Annotated in this window: 14 protein-coding genes and 1 tRNA gene; 7 read left to right on the top strand and 8 right to left on the bottom strand. The window is 37.8% G+C overall.

Going from position 1 to position 17,776, the window contains the following annotated elements:
* Positions 1–65 precede the first annotated feature (65 nt).
* Positions 66–2,267 carry a radical SAM protein gene (locus FXX65_RS03030; RefSeq protein WP_147615033.1) on the top strand — a complete coding sequence of 734 codons (2,202 nt, stop codon included), beginning with the start codon at positions 66–68 and terminating at the stop codon, positions 2,265–2,267.
* Here FXX65_RS03030 and FXX65_RS03025 read toward each other — a convergent pair.
* Together FXX65_RS03025 and FXX65_RS03020 are read right to left on the bottom strand one after the other, a co-directional pair.
* A complete protein-coding gene (locus tag FXX65_RS03025; protein ID WP_147615032.1) occupies positions 2,259–3,053 on the bottom strand; it encodes a hypothetical protein in 795 nt (264 codons plus the stop codon). The two genes, FXX65_RS03030 and FXX65_RS03025, sit on opposite strands and share 9 nt — an antisense overlap.
* A gap of 9 nt (positions 3,054–3,062) precedes the next feature.
* The gene (locus FXX65_RS03020) at positions 3,063–4,241 is read right to left on the bottom strand and encodes an NAD(P)-dependent malic enzyme (RefSeq protein ID WP_147615031.1); all 1,179 of its coding nucleotides are present in this window, start codon (positions 4,239–4,241) and stop codon (positions 3,063–3,065) included.
* 593 nt (positions 4,242–4,834) lie between these two features.
* Between FXX65_RS03020 and FXX65_RS03015 the strand changes: the two genes are divergently transcribed.
* Entirely contained in the window at positions 4,835–5,596 is a 762-nt protein-coding gene (locus tag FXX65_RS03015) for a TMEM165/GDT1 family protein (protein WP_147615030.1), read from the top strand.
* Positions 5,597–5,609: 13 nt separating this feature from the next.
* Positions 5,610–5,680: transfer RNA gene (locus tag FXX65_RS03010), tRNA-Gly, on the top strand.
* A gap of 67 nt (positions 5,681–5,747) precedes the next feature.
* Here the strand turns inward: FXX65_RS03010 and ettA are convergent.
* From ettA to argC, 4 genes are all read right to left on the bottom strand, one after another.
* Positions 5,748–7,511, bottom strand: coding sequence for an energy-dependent translational throttle protein EttA (ettA, locus tag FXX65_RS03005; RefSeq protein ID WP_147615029.1), 1,764 nt, complete (start codon positions 7,509–7,511; stop codon positions 5,748–5,750).
* 364 nt (positions 7,512–7,875) lie between these two features.
* Positions 7,876–9,165, bottom strand: coding sequence for an O-acetylhomoserine aminocarboxypropyltransferase/cysteine synthase family protein (locus FXX65_RS03000; protein WP_147615028.1), 1,290 nt, complete (start codon positions 9,163–9,165; stop codon positions 7,876–7,878).
* A 571-nt stretch (positions 9,166–9,736) separates the two neighbouring features.
* Positions 9,737–10,855 carry an ABC transporter ATP-binding protein gene (locus FXX65_RS02995; protein ID WP_147615027.1) on the bottom strand — a complete coding sequence of 373 codons (1,119 nt, stop codon included), beginning with the start codon at positions 10,853–10,855 and terminating at the stop codon, positions 9,737–9,739.
* Between the two features lie 243 nt (positions 10,856–11,098).
* Positions 11,099–12,040, bottom strand: coding sequence for an N-acetyl-gamma-glutamyl-phosphate reductase (argC, locus tag FXX65_RS02990; RefSeq protein WP_147615026.1), 942 nt, complete (start codon positions 12,038–12,040; stop codon positions 11,099–11,101).
* Between the two features lie 318 nt (positions 12,041–12,358).
* Here argC and FXX65_RS02985 point away from each other — a divergent pair, with 318 nt between their 5' ends.
* Positions 12,359–13,624 carry an OmpA family protein gene (locus FXX65_RS02985; protein ID WP_147615025.1) on the top strand — a complete coding sequence of 422 codons (1,266 nt, stop codon included), beginning with the start codon at positions 12,359–12,361 and terminating at the stop codon, positions 13,622–13,624.
* A 46-nt stretch (positions 13,625–13,670) separates the two neighbouring features.
* On the opposite strand, the gene FXX65_RS02980 is transcribed toward FXX65_RS02985, so the two are convergent.
* Both FXX65_RS02980 and FXX65_RS02975 read right to left on the bottom strand, forming a co-directional pair.
* Entirely contained in the window at positions 13,671–14,447 is a 777-nt protein-coding gene (locus FXX65_RS02980; RefSeq protein ID WP_147615024.1) for a hypothetical protein, read from the bottom strand.
* 13 nt (positions 14,448–14,460) lie between these two features.
* Entirely contained in the window at positions 14,461–15,060 is a 600-nt protein-coding gene (locus FXX65_RS02975) for an N-acetyltransferase (protein ID WP_147615023.1), read from the bottom strand.
* A 478-nt stretch (positions 15,061–15,538) separates the two neighbouring features.
* Here FXX65_RS02975 and FXX65_RS02970 point away from each other — a divergent pair, with 478 nt between their 5' ends.
* The 3 genes from FXX65_RS02970 (at position 15,539) to FXX65_RS02960 (ending at position 17,620) form a co-directional block, all read left to right on the top strand.
* Positions 15,539–16,480, top strand: coding sequence for a CsgG/HfaB family protein (locus tag FXX65_RS02970; RefSeq protein WP_147613375.1), 942 nt, complete (start codon positions 15,539–15,541; stop codon positions 16,478–16,480).
* 88 nt (positions 16,481–16,568) lie between these two features.
* Positions 16,569–16,928 (top strand): DUF4810 domain-containing protein, encoded by a 360-nt coding sequence (locus tag FXX65_RS02965; protein ID WP_222704214.1) that lies wholly within the window; start codon positions 16,569–16,571, stop codon positions 16,926–16,928.
* Positions 16,928–17,620, top strand: coding sequence for a GNA1162 family protein (locus tag FXX65_RS02960; protein ID WP_147615022.1), 693 nt, complete (start codon positions 16,928–16,930; stop codon positions 17,618–17,620). The genes FXX65_RS02965 and FXX65_RS02960 overlap by 1 nt, the downstream gene beginning before the upstream one ends.
* Positions 17,621–17,776 lie beyond the last annotated feature (156 nt).

Here is a 17,776-nt window from a genome sequence, read left to right as displayed (position 1 = left end):
GCCGAATAAGATGACTGATTTTATTTTTTGTGTTCGAAAAAATTCTATTATGATAAAATGCGAGTATGAATGTTTTGATTATTCAGCCACCGCTTATGCAATTGAATACCGTTTATCCAAGTGGAGCATATCTTTTTGACTTTTTTAAAAAGCAGAGGTGCGATTGCCGTTGGCTAGATTTGAATATAGAACTTTTTTATTCGATTTTTTCTAGGGAAGGTTTAAAAAAAATATTTGAACTATCTTCTAAAAATGCTTTAAAACTTGCTGAACAAGCAGAGAAAAACGGAGATATTACGACTTGTCTTAATCTTAGACGCTATGTTTCGCAAGCAGAACTTTGGTGTAATTGGATTGAAAAAATATGTTTGATATTGTGTGGCAAAGGTTTTGAAAGTGCACATTCTTTTGTGTTTGGTGCGCACGTTCCTCGTGGTAGCAGAATGGAAAATTTTTTAGAAAATTTAGACCACGATTTAACAACCGACGACGCGAGGAGTCTTGCAAGTTATGCACTTGCAGATTTAGCGGATTTTATAACGCTTGCTTTTGACAAAAATTTTAGTCTTGTGAGATATGCAGAAAGCCTTACGATAAGCGAGTCGACTTTTGCTCAAGTAGAACAAGGAATTGATTCTCCTATTTTAAAAGAATTCTACGAGCCACTTTTAAAAAAAATTGTTGCGAGAGAAATAGAAAATTTTATAAAAAAACAACGCAAAAATTGTTTTGACTGCAATCATAATGTGAACGAAAAAATTTTGGTCTGCATAAGCATTCCTTTTCCTGGAGTTTTTGCAGCAGCGCTTTCTACTGGGCGTTTTATCAAAGAAAATTATCCAAAACAAACATACATAAGTTTTGGCGGTGGTTTTATAAACACAGAGTTGAGAGAAACCTTTGAAAGTTCACTCTATAAATATTGCGATTTAATTTGCTATGACAGGGGTTATGCTTCTTACAAAAAAGTTTTAATGGAGTTAAATGATTGCGATGAAAACAATCTATTGTTTGAGCAGGTTTACAATGTCAGAAAATTTTCTTTTTTAAAGAGAAAAGATGAGGTTAGCACGATTGCGGTCGTAGACCCTATAAACCCAACTGATGAAGAAATCGAATTTGAAAAACTGATGACCAAAACAGTAATCCCAGATTTTTGTGATATTGATTTTTCGCGCTATCCCCGTTTAATAGACGATACAAATTCAATGCACAGATTGTGGTCGGACGGAGCGTGGATAAAAGCATATATGGCACACGGCTGTTATTGGCATAAATGTGCTTTTTGCGATGTTACGCTTGACTATGTAAAAAGTTTTTGCATGACCGACATAAAATCGCTTTACGAAGGGCTTTTGGAACAGTGCAATAAAAAAGGAATATATGGAATTCATTTTGTGGACGAAGCGATGCCACCAAGCATGATGATAGAATTTGCAAGGCTCAATATAGAACACGGAACTCCTTTAACCTGGTGGGGTAACATTCGTTTTGAAAAAAACTTTACTCGTGATGTTGCAGATTATCTTGCTTATGGCGGTTTGATTGGAGTTAGCGCAGGGTTGGAAAGTGCGACAGGAAACGGCTTAACAACTATCCATAAGGGAACAGATTTGCAAACTATTGTAGAAGCTTGTTGTGCTTTTAAAGAAGCGGGAGTTTTAGTTCACGCTTATATGATTTATGGTTATTGGTTTGAAACTCCGCAGGATTTGATAAATTCTATGGAAACCTTGCGTCAATTTTACGTAAACGGACTTTTGGACAGCAGTTATTGGCACAAATTTGTGCTTACTCGGCATTCTAGGGTTTATGACGAATGGAAAAAAGGTGAGCATCCAGAGTTAAAGGTGATTGAGAAAAAATCGATTCCAATTTTTGCAAAAAATGCACTTCATTTTGAAGGCGAAAAAAAATCACAAAAATACGGTGCAGGGTTGAATTATTCTTTAAACGAATGGATGCATTTTGCGCAGATTGAAAAAACAGTTTCGCATTGGTTTGATTTTTCTGTTCCAAAGCCTACAGTCGCAAAGGATTTTATTAAAAAGTTGATAAGCAAGTACGAAGAAAAAAGAGATTTTATTTTTAGAAAGGAACTTCCTCTAGACAGAAAAAAAATAATTTGGTTAGGTGGTCAAAAGTGCGAAATAAAAAGCAAAGGTGAAAAAAAAGTTGAGTGGTTTTTCATGGGAGAAAAATTTATATTAAATGCAGATGCGGATGAAATAGAGTTTAGAGGAAAAGGTTTGTGCGTTTTACCATAAATTAGGAATATTTGCATGAAATGAAATTCCCACTTCTGAATTTGAAAAAGTATATGTTTCCTTATCAAAAAGTTTTGAATCTTCGTTAAAGCCGTTTTTGAATGCAAGGAAAACTTTTAGAGAAACTGGGGTGGCAGATATGGTTACCTCTGTGCCGTAGTTGTAATAAAAATATCGTTTTTTTCCAGAATTATTTAACATTATAGGCGAAAAAGAAAAATAATAGGAGTTGATAAGAAATCTGGTTATTCGCGCATTATATTCAAGTCCTACAGAAAAGGAGTGAAATTGAAAACTTTCTCGCTCATCAGTTGAATATGACTTATAGTATGAATAATTTAAAAATGAATATCCCAAAAAAGGGTAAAAAAATCCTTTGTATCCTATAATAGACGGCATAAGAAAGTGCACGTCTACTTCTATGCAACGCAGGCTTTCGTTTATCGTTATGTTTTCTTCATTTATATTGGGATTGTCTGTCCATAATATGTTTTCTTGTTCGCTAAAACCCATATTCATCTGTGCTTTTAAGAAAGGAAGTTTATTGTAATACGCTGAATATAAAATTCCAGAGAAAAAAAGCGCTTCGTTTGTTTGTGAACTTGAGCCACCTTCTTTTGCCATCATATTATTTAAATTTTGAAACCCCATTGTTGTTTCAAAAATCCAGTCTATTCCTTCAATTGGAGCAACATGAGCCACTGCTTGAGAAAATGAAATATATGAAAAAAGACAGGAGAAAACTGATACAAATATAAGTTTTCGAATAAAAGTTAAATGCCCCATGCCTTTTTATTACAGGCGAGCTAAACCCGCTTTTTTTGCTTCGTCCGAAACCGCTTTTGCTACAGTTTTTGCAACGCGTTCATCAAAAGCATCTGGAATTATTTTGTCTGGACAGAGTTCTTCCTGAGAAACCAAAGAAGCCAGCCCACGGCTTGCGGCAATCTTCATTTCCTCTGTAATTTTTGTTGCTCTGCAATCCAATGCACCTCTAAAAAGTCCAGGAAATGCCAAAATGTTGTTTATTTGATTTGGATAGTCGGAGCGACCTGTTCCAACTATAAACGCTCCTGCTTGTTTTGCTTTTTCGTAAGTTATCTCTGGTTCTGGATTTGCCATTGCAAAGATGATTGATTTTGTTGCCATTGATTTTACCATTTCTTGAGTTACAAGATTTGGTGCAGAAACCCCAACAAAAATATCTGTTCCGACCATTGCTTGTGCCATTGTAATGCGACGGTTGTCTGGATTTGTTATTTGCGTTAACTCTTGTGTTAAAAAATCGTATTTGTCGTAATCATCTTTTATGACGATTCCATTTATGTTAAATCCGTATATTTTTTTTATTCCCAGTTGGTGAAGCATTCTTATTATTGAAGAACCAGCTGCTCCAGTTCCAGAAACTATAACGGTACAATCTTCTGCTTTTTTTTGGGCAACTTTTAAAGCATTTATAACCGCAGCGGTTACAACTATTGCTGTTCCGTGCTGGTCATCGTGGAAAACCGGAATATCCAGTTCTTTTATTAGAGTGCGTTCAATTTCTACGCAGCGTGGTGCTGAAATATCTTCTAAGTTTATTCCGCCAAAAGTTGGAGCAATCTGTTTGCAAAATTCAATTATTTTTTTTGGGTCTTTTGTATCTATGCAAAGGGGAACTGCATCAAGACCTGCAAACTTTTTAAAAAGCACGCATTTGCCTTCCATAACGGGAAGCCCTGCCGCAGGACCTATATCGCCCAGACCCAAAACCGCCGTTCCATCGCTTACAACTGCAATAGTGTTTCCTTTCCAAGTGTATTTGTAAACATCGTCAGGATTCTTTGCAATTTGACGGCAGGGTTCTGCAACGCCTGGAGTATATGCGAGAGAAAGATCATCTCGTGTTTCCAGCGGTGATTTTAATTCCGTAGAAAGTTTACCTTTCCATTGCTCGTGTTTTTCGAGTGCTTTTTCGTAAATTGTTGCCATAGTAGAAAAAGTATAATCCAAAACAAGTAATTGATAAATAACCGCCGAGATTTATTGTTAGTTGCACCTCCTGTGCGACAGATGTCAGTTTGCGACAATGCGTTAGGGTCTACTTGTAGCCCCGCTACCCGCCTGCGAGCTTACAGCGTTAGGGCTTGAAAGGGTGAGCGTAGCGAAAACAAACGCCTTTAAATTTTATGCAACGCAAGGCGAAATATTTATTGAAAAAAATAAATTTTGCAATGCGATATTTTTTTGATGGCGTTTGGTCGAAGCCGAAAGGCGTAGCCCTGCAAAGCCCGACGGCACAAACTTTAGATTGTGCCGAACGCCCTTATAAGTTAGCAAGTGCTAATTATTTTTAAGTTCACCTAACTGAAAATGCTTTGATATATTAATTTTACTCGTGAGGGAGTAGCAGACTTTGAGTAAGTAGAAAGTCAACATGCTGGTTTTTCCTGGCTTTCTTTAATTTGCGAGACTCATGTGCAGATGGATTTTCTGTGCATGCGTTCGTTTTGAATTGACCTGTGCAGATTTTGCAGGTCATTTTTTTTGCTTTGTGCATTTTTGATTTTTAGGAGTTTTGCTTTATGGAACAAAATCTTTTTTCTGTATTCTTTACGATTTTTTTTGCGGAATTTGCAGCGGAATTTGGTGATAAAACTCAACTGATTTTGGTGGGAATGACATCTAAGTACAAAATGCGGCAGATTATTTTGGGATTTTTGCCAGCGGTTATTTTGTTGAATGCGATTGCGGTTTTTATTGGCGGTGCCTTGAATCAAATATTAAATTCTTATCTTTGGTCGGTAAAATTTGTAGCTGCGGTAGCCTTTATGTACTTTGCATTTTCGAGTTTTTTTAAGGAAGAATGCGAAGGCGGAGAAAAAGAATGCAAGATGAAATTCGCAACTTTTGCTATTTTTTGGACTTTTTTTGCTGCTGAATTGGGCGATAAAACTCAGCTGACCGCTTTAACTTTTGGGGCAAATTACGGTTTGAGCGGAATTTTCACGGTATTTTTGGCTTGCGTTGCAGGTTTTTTTGCGGCGGATTTTATAGGAATGATGATTGGATTGCTTTTAAAAAAGAGGGTGCCAGATTCAATTATGAAAATTCTTTCATTTGTGCTTTTTGCATTTTTTTCTTTCTATACTTTTTATCAAGCGCTTGTCCTTTTACAGCAAAACTTTTTTGCTAAGGGATTGGAAGTTGATATTCCAATTTTTGTAATTATGAGTTTAATTTTTGCCTGTTTTTGTTGTGTTTGGTGGCTTACGATGTATCTTAAAAAGAGAAAACTGTCTTGCAAAACTTCTTTTGGGCTGGTTGAATTCCAAAAAACTTGTTAAAATAAAGCAACTTGCGGATATAGTACATCGGTAGTACGTGGGCTTCCCAAGCCTGAGAGACGGGTCCGACTCCCGCTATCCGCTGTGTCTATAAAAAAGCACCATTGCGTAGATGGCAAAACAAAATGCTGTTTACAATGGTGCTTTTGTTTTATCGCGTGAGTTTCCTGTAGACAGTTTTGTGCGGAACTTCATCGTCAATTCCCAAAACATTTTTCTTCCATTCAACATATTCTGACCAGTTGCCTTCAAAAAAGTGAATGTTTGAATTGTTTTCAAAAGCGAGGATGTGCGTACAAATTCTGTCTAAAAAATAACGATCGTGGCTTATGACCATTACAACGCCTGCAAAAGAGTTAATCGCTTCTTCTAGTGAACGAGTTGTTGAAATGTCCAAGTCGTTGGTTGGTTCGTCGAGCAAAAGAACATTGCCTGCTTCTTTGAACATCATTCCCATATTCAGACGATTTTTTTCGCCACCAGAAAGAACGCTTATCTTTTTATTTTGTTCGGAAGAATTAAAATTAAACCAGGAACAGTAAGCGTGAGCGTTTATTTCTCTTATCGCTCCATTTACGGGGCGGCCTTTTTCGTCAACTGCACCCAGTTTTATCATATCGCTACCGCCGCTCAACATTTCGTAAACGGTTTTGTTTAAATCGAGTTTAGAGCGCATCTGGTCAACATAAACGAGTTTTACTGTGTCGCCAATTTTTAAACTTCCAGAATCTGGTAATTCTTTTCCGAGTTTGCCGTCTGGCATTTCAACTTCTTGACCCGCCGCTGTTGCAATCATTTTAAAGAGAGTTGTTTTTCCTGCTCCGTTTGGACCAACAATTCCAACGACTGCTCCAGCTGGAATATGAAAGTCAAGATTTTCGAATAGAAGCCTGTCGCCAAAAGATTTTGTAAGTTTTTCTGCATCTACAATAACATTTCCAAGTCGTGGACCTGCTGGAATAGAAATTTGGCTGTCTTTTAATTGAACACGTTTGGATTCTTCTGCAAGCAAAGTTTCATATTTTGTAATGTGTTCTTTGTGTTTTGCCTGTCTTCCTTTTGCACCAGCGTGAATCCATTCCAATTCTTCTTGCATTTCTCGTCTGCGTACACTTGCTTGTTTTTCTTCAAGGGCCAATCGCTTTTCTTTTGCTTCAAGCCACTGGGTATAATTTCCCTTAAACGGATAGCCTTCTCCCCTGTCCATTTCCAAAATCCAGCCAGCAACGTTGTCTAAAAAATAACGGTCGTGGGTAATTGCGATTATGGTTCCAGGATAGTCTTTTAGATGACGCTCAAGCCATGCGACAGTTTCCGCATCCAAGTGGTTTGTAGGTTCGTCTAGCAAAAGAATATCTGGTTTTTGAAGCAACAGGCGGCAAAGAGCAACACGGCGGCGCTCACCACCAGAAAGAACATCGACAATTTGTTCAGGCGGCGGGCATCGCAAAGCATCCATTGCGAGCTCAAGGTTTGCATCCAAATTCCATGCATCTGCGGCATCCAATTTTTCTTGAATTTCAGCCTGTCTTGCACACAACTTGTCAAAATCCGCATCAGGCTCGCCAAACGCTTCATTTACTTTGTCGAATTCTGCAAGAAGGTCGGTTATAGGTTTTACCCCCTCTTTAACAACTTCAAGAACAGTTTTCCCATTTTCGAGATAAGGCTCCTGTTCAAGATATCCAATGGAATACCCGGGTAAAAGATGAGTTTCCCCAGTGTAGTCTGTGTCGAGCCCTGCAAAAATTTTAAAAAGCGAAGATTTTCCGGCACCGTTTTCGCCGATAACGCCGATTTTTGCACCGTAATAATACGAGATAGAAATGTCCTTTAGGACAACCTTAGTTCCATAGGCGCGGCTTACGCGATCCATGGTGTAGATAATTTTTTTGTCGTCAAATGTCTTAGCCATGCAAAAAGTATAACAAAACCTAAAGGAAGTTTGTAGGGGTGTTTTTTTAAGTGCTTTTAATCTGGGCGCTTGCCGCAAGCGGCACCGGGCTATTCGTGGCTACGCTAACGCTTCGGTGCGATGCACTCGCTTCGCGACCACTACTATCCCTAGCGCTGTAAGCTCGCAGGCAGGCAACGGGGCTACAAGTAGACCCTATCGCAAACATCGTCGCACAGGATGTGCGACCTAAGTTTGTCTGCGCAAGGGATAGTAAGGGCGCCGTTAGGCGTTCGCCGCTTGCGGCGAATGGAGCGAAAGCGGAACCCTGAATAGCCCGGTTTTAAGTTTGCTTTTAGCAAACTTAAAATGCGCCCAACTTTTTTTATTTTACTGCTGCAAAACCCCGCGCAAGATCGGCAATTATGTCGTCTATATGCTCGGTGCCAATCGAAAGTCGGATTGTGCTTTGTGTAATCTGCTGGTCTTCCAATTCCGCTGGGCTTAACTGAGAATGTGTTGTCGAAGCAGGATGAATTACAAGCGATTTTACATCGGCAACATTTGCAAGCAAACTAAAAATCTGCAAGTTGTCGATAAATGCCCAAGCAGCTTCGCGCCCACCTTTTATTTCAAAAGTAAAAATCGAAGCTCCACCGTTTGGAAAATACTTTTTAAAAAGCGCATTGTCGGGATGTGTTGCAAGCGACGGATGATTTACCTTTTGCACCTTTGGATGCTTTGCTAAATATTCGACAACTTTTTTTGTGTTTTCTGCGTGCCGTTCAAGTCGGAGCGAAAGCGTTTCTGTTCCTTGAATCAATGCCCAAGCATTAAAAGGTGAAATTGCAGCCCCCTGGTCGCGGAGTAAAATTGCACGAATGTAGGTTACGAATGCTGCATTAGGAGCAGCATCCACAAAACTCACTCCGTGATAACTTTTGTTTGGTTGCGACAAAGTTGGAAATTTGGAATTTTTCCAGTTTGATTTTCCAGATTCAATTATGATTCCGCCTAGAGTTGTTCCGTGCCCGCCTATAAATTTTGTTGCAGAATGAACGACAACATCTGCTCCGTGTTCAAGCGGACGAATAAAATACGGAGTTCCAAAAGTATTGTCTACTATAACTGCAAGCTCATGTTTGTGCCCCAATTCAATTAACGCATCCAAATCTGGAATGTCGGAATTAGGATTTCCTAAGGTTTCTAAATACAAGATTTTTGAATTTGGTTTTATTGCCGATTCAACTTCTTTAAGATTGTGAACGTCGACAAAAGTTGTTTCAACGCCGAATTTGCTCAAAGTGTGCTTTAAAAGGTTGTACGTTCCACCGTAGATTGTCTTTTGCGAAATAACATGGTCGCCATTTTGTGCAAGTGCTTCAATCGCGTAGGTAATTGCCGCAGCCCCAGAAGCAACTGCCAAAGTCGCAGAGCCACCTTCCAGTGCAGCAATTCTTTTTTCTAAAACGTCTTGTGTGGAATTTGTGAGCCTACCGTAGATGTTACCCGCATCGCTAAGTCCAAATCTGTCTGCCGCATGTTGCGCATTACGAAAAACATACGAACTTGTTTGATAAATTGGAACAGCTCTTGAATCTGACGCAGGGTCTGGAGTTTCCTGCCCAATATGTAATTGTTTTGTTTCAAAATGTGTATTAGAAAAATCTGCCATAATTTACTCCTGTTTACTGTCTTGCATTAACGCAAAACAAATTCTATTTTTATAAAGGGGGAGCGACTCCCCCTAGCTACTGCCACGGCTTAAAACCGAATTTGCCGTGTCATTCGCTACCCCCTTGCCTAAGGGTTCCACCCTTAAAAACCCGGATGGTTAGTTAAAAGTAAAACTACTTCGCATGACTCCATTACGGAAATTTTCTCGAACTAATTTTTCAAAATAAAATTTCATATAAACCCTCCTAAAAAATTTGGTAATAAGCAACAAAATGTATCTTAAAAAAGATGTTTAATTTATAACCTACTATACCTACTAAATCAATAGGTAATAAAAGAAAAAATTGTTTTTTTAAGACTTTGTAAAAAATCTTCGCTGTTTTTTAATAAATAAAGGGGCAATTACAATTTAATTTTGATATATAAAAATCTTTTTGCAGGGATGGATAAAATGTAAAAATATATGCGAACAAAATAAAAAATATTCGTAAGTTAAGGATATAAAAAACGCCCATCACAAAAAAGCGATGAGCGTTTGAATTAAACTTTAATCAGTTTTATATACAATTTTACCAAGTTCTTTCGATTTCTGGTTCGCAGATGTTTATCTCTGTATCCATTGCAAAGAACTTTGCTTTTTCCATATTTGGAGTAAAGTTCACAGTGTCGCCAATTTTTGGATTTACTGTTGGTTGGCACTTTGCTACAACTTTTGAATTTTGAATTTGAACAAATACGTGGGTTTCTGCTCCGAGTGGTTCTTTGTTTGTAACTTTTACAGACATATTATTCACAGATGCTGGTGCATCCTGATATTCCAAATCTTCTGGGCGAACTCCAAACCAAACTTCTTTTCCAACGTATGCTTTTAAATGTTTCTGCTGAGTTTCTGTTGGAACAAGAGAGAATGTTCCTTCTTCTGCTACAACTTTGCCGTTCTTTTCTGCAATCTTTACTTTAAAGAAGTTCATTGGAGGAGTTCCGATAAAGCCTGCAACAAATTTGTTGATTGGATGATTGTAAAGGTATATAGGAGCGCCAATCTGCTGAATGCGTTTTTCCGACATTACAACGATTTTTGTGCCCATCGTCATCGCTTCAATCTGGTCGTGTGTAACGTAAATCATTGTAGCCTGCAAGCGATGATGTAAATCTGCAATTTCAGCACGCATCTGTACACGGAGTTTTGCATCGAGGTTAGAAAGAGGTTCGTCAAACAAGAATACTTTTGGTGAGCGCACTATTGCTCGTCCTACTGCAACGCGCTGTCTTTGTCCACCAGAAAGAGCCTTTGGCTTACGGTCAAGGTAGTTATCCAAATCGAGAATGCGAGATGCTTCGCGAACACGGCGTTCAATTTCTGCTTTATCTACTTTTCGAATCTTAAGTCCGTAGGCCATGTTGTCGTAAACTGTCATGTGTGGATAAAGAGCATAATCTTGGAATACCATTGCAATGTTGCGGTCTTTTGGCGGAATATCGTTCATCAACTCGCCATCGATGTAAAGTTCACCACCAGTGATGTCTTCCAAACCTGCAATCATGCGGAGTGTTGTCGATTTTCCACAACCAGATGGACCTACGAATACACAAAATTCGCGGTCTTCTATAGTTACATTTGATCTTTCTACGGCGAGAACGTTACCGTCGTAAATTTTTGTAATGCCTTTAAGTTCAATCTTAGCCATTTTATCCTCTTTGCGATTAATAAAGTAAAAATTACTCTTGCGTAGTCTAGCATTTTATAACAGGCAAAATCAATATTGAATAAAAGTGCATTTATTGGAAAATACTGATTTGTCATTGTGTGCTAACTGGCGAAAAGTCCATTCATTTTCCGTTTTAAAACTAAGGAAATTCGACATATAAAATCTTTGCAAAAAACGCTTGGAAGCCTTAAAAATGGCACAGGTTTTCGCTTGCTTAAAAAATTAAAGACCTGTGCCTTCGTCTATTGCCATCATTATGTTCATGCATTGGACTGCGGCTCCGCTTGCCCCTTTGCCGAGATTGTCAAAGCGGCTTGTAAGAACGAGCCTTTCGTCGTTTCCACAGATGAATATCTGCATGTTGTTCGTGCCTGCGAGTGTATTTGCTGCTATAAAATTCTCGCTTAAGATGTCTTGTCCCATAAAGTCCGCACATTTTACGAATTTGCTCGAATTATATTGTTCTTTAAAAATTGATGTGAGTTCTTCGCCTGTCAATTTTTTTTGCATCAGGCGAGTATGAATGCTGACTGTAACCGACATTCCGCTAAAATAATCGCAGATGTAAGGATTGAAAATCGGTTTATATTTTAATCCGCTTATGAGAGCCATTTCTGGAAGGTGCTTATGCTCCTGCGTTAAAGCGTATAAGCGCGGAGAATCCAATTCGATGTTTCGTTCTGGAGAGTTGTATTGTTCTATTGCTTTTTTTCCTGCTCCTGAATAGCCAGAAACTGCGTGGCAGACTAAAGGATAATCTGGTGAAATGATATTATTTTTAACAAGCGGATAAACAAGCGACGCAAAACCCGAAGCGTAACATCCTGGAACTGCAACTCTTTTTGATGAAGCGATTTTTTTTCGGTGTTCTGCTGAAAGTTCTGGAAATCCATAAGCCCAATCTGGATTTGTTCTGTGTGCAGTTGATGCGTCAATTATTTTTACATTGGGATTTGTACATAACTTTACCGCTTCTATAGAGGCAGAATCTGGCAGACACAAAAATGTATAATCCGAGGAATTTATCATTTTTGCACGCTCTGCTGGGACTTTGCGTTTTTCTTCGTCTATCAAAAGAATTTCTATGTCTGTGCGTTTTGCAAACCTTTCGTAGATTTTTAAACCTGTTGTGCCTTCTTTTCCGTCGATAAAAACTTTGTACATTTTTGTTTCCTTATATTTTTGTAGGTCGCACATCCTTGTGCTGTTTAAGAAAAACTTCCGTGTTTTTCTTAAACGACAGTTTTTGCAAAACTGTCTGCATTGCTTCTAGGTCGCCCCTCCTGTGCGACAATTTTTGCGTTAGGGTCTACTTGTAGCCCCGATGCCCCCGCCTGCGAGCTTACAGCGTTAGGGATAATAGTGGTCGCGAAGCGAGTGCAACGCACCGTAGCGTTAGCGCAGCCACGAATAGCCCGGTGCCGCTTGCGGCAAACGCCCACTTTATTAAAAAATATATATTTTTTGGTCGATAAATTCGATATGAAAAACAACAAAAAGATTTTTTTATCGGCGATTTTTTCTGTACTCGTTTTGATTTTTGCCGATGGATTTGGATTTTCGGACGACGGCAGCGCACAAAAAATTGTGTACAAAGGCGACGGAGGATATTCGCTTGTTGAACGCATAAATTTACGGCGATATGTTGATGGCAAATACGTTGGACTTACGAGCAGGGAAGTTCGCTCGTTTATAAGCGTTACCGAAGTGCCAAAGCAATTTTTTAACGCAAACGGCTTGGCGAGCGAAGGCGCTACCTGGTACGACGGAAGTTTTTATGTTCAAGAGGCGACAAAGCGAAATTCTGTTTCTGTAGGTTCTGGAATTCACGAAAGCGTTCAGGCGATTTTTTGTATTGCTAGCGACGGAAAACTCACGATGTTTAAAGACAATGGGTATCCGAGTTTTAGAAATTTTCCTGCATATTCAATGCAGGCTGTAAAATCTGGCGACTCGTGGAAGGCTTCGGGTGAGCGAAGTGTTGACCCTTTAAACAAGGGCGTTTTTACAAAGATTCCTATGCTCGTTTTGTACACTTTTGCAGGTGAAGAAATTTATTCTGTTGGTGGCGCTCATAAGGGCGAAAATGTCTACAGAATAAAAGCTGTTTGGCAGACAAATTATGGAAAAGAAAATCTGGATTTTGCAGGCGATTCTTCTTTGGTAAAAGCATTCGGTGGTCATAAGGCGGATATCATTGTCTTAAAAAAGAGCGGAATTCCAATTTTGATTAGCGATATTGTTGACGAAACTTTTGTTTTTGTTGATGGAACACAGGTTAGTTTTAAGGGGAATATCACTCTTTTTACTGAATTTCCTGTTCCGATTGATTCGCAAAAAATAATGTCTGCATTAGATCGCGTTGCAACTGCAAAAAACAATATTTTGGCGGAAGAAACTGCCAGTGGCATAAAACTTAGCATTCGCGATATAAAATTTGCCCCCGACAGTGTAGAAATTTCAGGGGATGAAGAAAAACGGCTCGACGAAATTGCGGAGATTTTAAAACTTGCTCCAAATTCTAAATTTCTGGTGGAAGGGCATACCGCAAGCGTTGGAAAGTTTGCAGGCGAGAAGATTCTGTCCGAAAAACGCGCTAAAAAAATTTGCGAAGAACTTGGAAAACGAGGCGTTGTTGCTTTGGATTTTATATGCAGAGGTTTTGGAGGAACAAAGCCTGTTGCATCCAACGATACAGAAGAAGGGCGAGCACAGAATAGAAGAGTTGAAATTACGATTTTAAAATGATTGTTTAATGATTTGTTTTGTGGGGAGTTTCGAACTTTAAATAGTTTTAAATAATAGAAGTAAAAATTTCTTCTTTGTGCAGACTTCCTAATTTTTGAACTGCTTGAACTTTGTCGGCTTCGCAATTTTTTTTCATAAAATCTGCAAGGTCGATAGAAAATCTATTCATAGAAAAATGCTGAAATACAAAAACTTTATCCCAAAATTCTTTTTCGTGAAGATACGCTTGTTTTAAGCTGTCGCGGTACGAAATGAAAATTCCTTTGTTTTTTAATTCCGCATAACCTACGAGCCAAAGTTCAACAGTTGAGTTTTGCTCGCCATATTTACAAAATTCTTGATGAAATTTTGCAGTTTCTTGCGCCATCCAGACTATGCTGTTTTGAATTGCCTCTTTTAATGGTTGTGATGCATTTTTTAATATAAAGTTAAGATGATTTGTCTTTGCAGAATGAAAAGGGGTCTTATTTAAGATGATTACATTTTTTCTAAAATCCGTATTAAATTCGGGATTTTTGTTAAAAAAACTTGTGGCAATTTTTCCTGCTTGCCCTACAAGATATTTTTGATTTTGTGCAAGTTGTTCGTTTTTGCCCGGGTTGTCGCCTATGACGATTTTTTTTATTTCGGTTTGTTTTGTAATTTCATCTAAAGCCGTGTTGTAAACCACTGGAGTTTGAATCGGATAAAAAGGAGTGTCTTTTTGAGCTGCCGCTTTTTGTAAAGGAATTAGTTCTTCGGCAAAGCGTTCATTTAAGGTGTGGCAGTAATTTTTTAGTTGATTTCGGAATGTATCAAAAATTGAAAATTGTTCGTCTGTCATTTATTCTGTCTTTTTATTTTTGTTCAAATTCAGATTCGATTTCTTGTGTGCGGAAAAAATCTGCTGGCGCACTCATCAAAATTCCATCGGAAAAATCTGCATGCAGACTTGGGAAAAAATCTTTTAAAATTCTTAACTTGGTAAATCCCAAATTTTTATAGATTTTTTTTGCTCCAGTCCATTCTGAATTTACTAGTAACAAGACCGTTTTTATTTTTGGAAAGGTTTTGCAGATTGTGCATAGACAGTCCTTAAAAAACTGTGTTGCCAGATTTTTTCCACGGTATTCGGGAAAGAGTGCAAACGAAGAAACATATAAAACTATTCCATTATCTGAGTGGAGTTTTGCAGGGTCGTGTCCTAGTGTAAAAAAATCGTTGTTCGTTGGAATTGTCTGCCAAATTTCGCTACAAAAATAACCTGCATTTTGAGCGGTTTTTTTTTCTTTTATGGTTTGTTCGCTTGCATCTTGCAGCAATAAAAAACCATTTGGAAAAATCTTTAGGCGTTTTTCAAAAGTTTTTTCGTTTTCTTGAATTTGAGGAATAAAGGACGCTCGTTCTATGTTCATAATTTGAGGAAGGTCAAAATGTTTTGCGGGAACAATATTCATGAGTTTACTTTACTGTTAAACACAAAAAAATAACAACTGTATTTTTATTAAACGGCGAGAAAAGAAGTTTTATTTTTACGACAAAACTTACGCCAGATGGTAGCAGCGCAACGCGTCCAGCATTTTGCTGGATGGAGCGAAGCGCAACTGCGGACAGCTGGTCGAGTAAAAGGATGTCGTCCTTCTACCCGGTAGGCTTTTTTATTTTTATAGGAATTTTTTTTTGGCATAGAGATTTTAGAGAAGGAAAAATGATTAAGAGAGATTTTTTGTAATAATTTTAATTTTTTTGCTATTTAAAATTGAATAAAAAAATAATTCGATGAAATAATAATTATGGTGTTAAAATTGATGTGTATTGTAGGTTTTAATTTTTTTTTATACGATTATTACGCTTAAATAAGTTTTAACTGCAATAAATATTTTAGCACATAGGTTTGAGTGAATTTTTATAACCGAATCTATTAGGAGGATTTATATGAAAATTACAAAGATTTTAGGTTTTCTTTGTGTTTCGGCGCTGTTTTTTAGTTGTGGAACTACTGCAAATACTACAATTTCAAAAGATGATAAATCTTTGAATGATACGAATGTAGTTCAAAAATATAATGGTTTAAAACGGACTGTTGCAATTGCTCGTTTTTCTAATGAAACCGAATATGCAAAGGGAGCGTTCTACGATAAAGACAACGATCCTGTAGGCAAGCAAGCTTTAGATATTTTGTCTGCAAAATTGGCTGCTACTGGAAAATTTATTCTTTTGGAGCGTTCGGATGCGGATAAAATTCAAGCGGAATTGGAAAAATCTGGTTCTTCTACTTCTGGGGCAGTTGCGGATTACCTTATAGTTGGTTCGGTAACGGAATTTGGTCGTAAAACTACTGGCGATGTTGGGCTTTTTACTCGCTCAAAAAAACAGACTGTAGAAGCTGGAGTAAACTTGCGTCTTGTTGAAGTTTCTTCTGGACAGATAATATATTCGGAACAAGGAAAAGGCTCTGCAGAAACTTCTTCTTCAACAACTTTGGGCATGGGAGGCGTTCAAGGATATGATGCTACTTTGTCCGATAAGGCTATTTCTGCTGCTATTGAAAAACTAGTTGAGAATATTGAAAAGACATGTATGGACAGACCTTGGAAGTCTTATTTCCTTTCTTATGATAAGGATGCTGTAATTATTGGCGGAGGAGCAAAACAGAATTTATCTGCTGGAAAAGTTCTTTCTGTCTATGAACGAGGAAAAAAAGTAAAAAATCCGCAAACTGGATTGACCATTGAATTGCCAGGAACAAAAGTTGCAGAAGTTACTGTTCTTTCTACAGGGGGAACTACTGTTACGGATGAATATTCAATAGTAAAAATTTCTAATGGAGTTGTGGATTCTAGCAAATTGAATAATTACGTTATTCAGGAAAAATAATGTTGCCAAAAATCTCGCAAAATAAATCTTAACATAGAGATAATTTTTTAGTTAAAGTTTGCGTTGCAAACTTCTATTAGGAGGAATTATGAAAAAAAAATTGGGGAAGATGGCTTTTGCTTTTCTTTTAGGTACAGCGCTCGTACTTTTTGCATCTTGCGGTACGACAAAGCTCTATTCTTGGTATGATTATCAGGAAGATTACTATCATTTTGTAAAAAATAATGATAAAAAATCGCTTGAAACTCTTATTAAGACTTATGACAAATTAATTAAAAAGCAAAATGAAACTAGAGGTGTTGTTCCTCCTGGAATTTATGCTGACTATGGGTTTGTCTTAATTCAATCTGGAAAAACCACAGAAGGTAAAGCGATGCTTGCCAAGGAAATTGAACTTTATCCTGAATCAGAAGTTTTTGTTGGTGCTATTTTAAAGAGGGCTAAATAATGAAAAAATCTATAATCATCTGTTTTGCGGCAGTATGTGCTGCCTTTATGTTAAATTCCTGTGCAACTACAACAAAATCTGCTGAATTTGCAGCTATGTACAGCGAAAAACCTCAAGTTATGTTGATAATGCCGCCTATAAACAATACGAGCAATGTTGAAGCAAAAGACTTTTTTTACACAACAATGAATGTTCCTATTGCAGAAGCTGGGTATTATGTTCTTCCTCCTGCCGCTTGCTATTCTGTAATGCAGAGAGAAAGTGCTTACGATGCAGAAAGATTTATAGATGGCGATTTGAAAAAATTTAGACAACTTTTTGGTGCTGATGTTTGTATATTTACAATAATAAAATCGTGGACAAAATCATACGTTGGTTCGGCTGTTACAGTAGAAATTGAATACAGGTTTAAATCTACTAAGACTAACGAAGTGCTTTATGTTCGCGATGCAACTCTTATCTGTGATACTTCTTCTAATGCTAAAGTTGGAGGATTTGGTCTTATTGGTGCACTTGTAAATGTTGCTGCTGACGCTATAAAGACTGCAACAACAGATTATGTTGAAGTTGCTAAGATGTGTAATAACAACGCTATTACTGATTTACCTGTTGGAAAATATCGTTCAAATTATGGTGCTGACGGTGGCGAAAGTGCAATGCCTAAAAAGATTCACAGAAGTTTGAAAAAATAAAGTGAATTATCAAAAATTTAAACGGCGAGAAAATAAGTTTTATTTTTACGAAAAAACTTACGCCAGATGGTAGCAGCGCAACGCGTCCAGCATTTTTGCTGGATGGAGCGAAGCGCAACTGCGGACAGCTGGTCGAGTAAAAGGATGTCGTCCTTC

It is taken from the genome of Treponema pectinovorum (assembly GCF_900497595.1).
GTDB classification, from domain to species: domain Bacteria; phylum Spirochaetota; class Spirochaetia; order Treponematales; family Treponemataceae; genus Treponema_D; species Treponema_D pectinovorum.
Note: the sequence above shows the minus strand (reverse complement) of the source record. Positions and strands in the feature narration are given on the sequence as shown.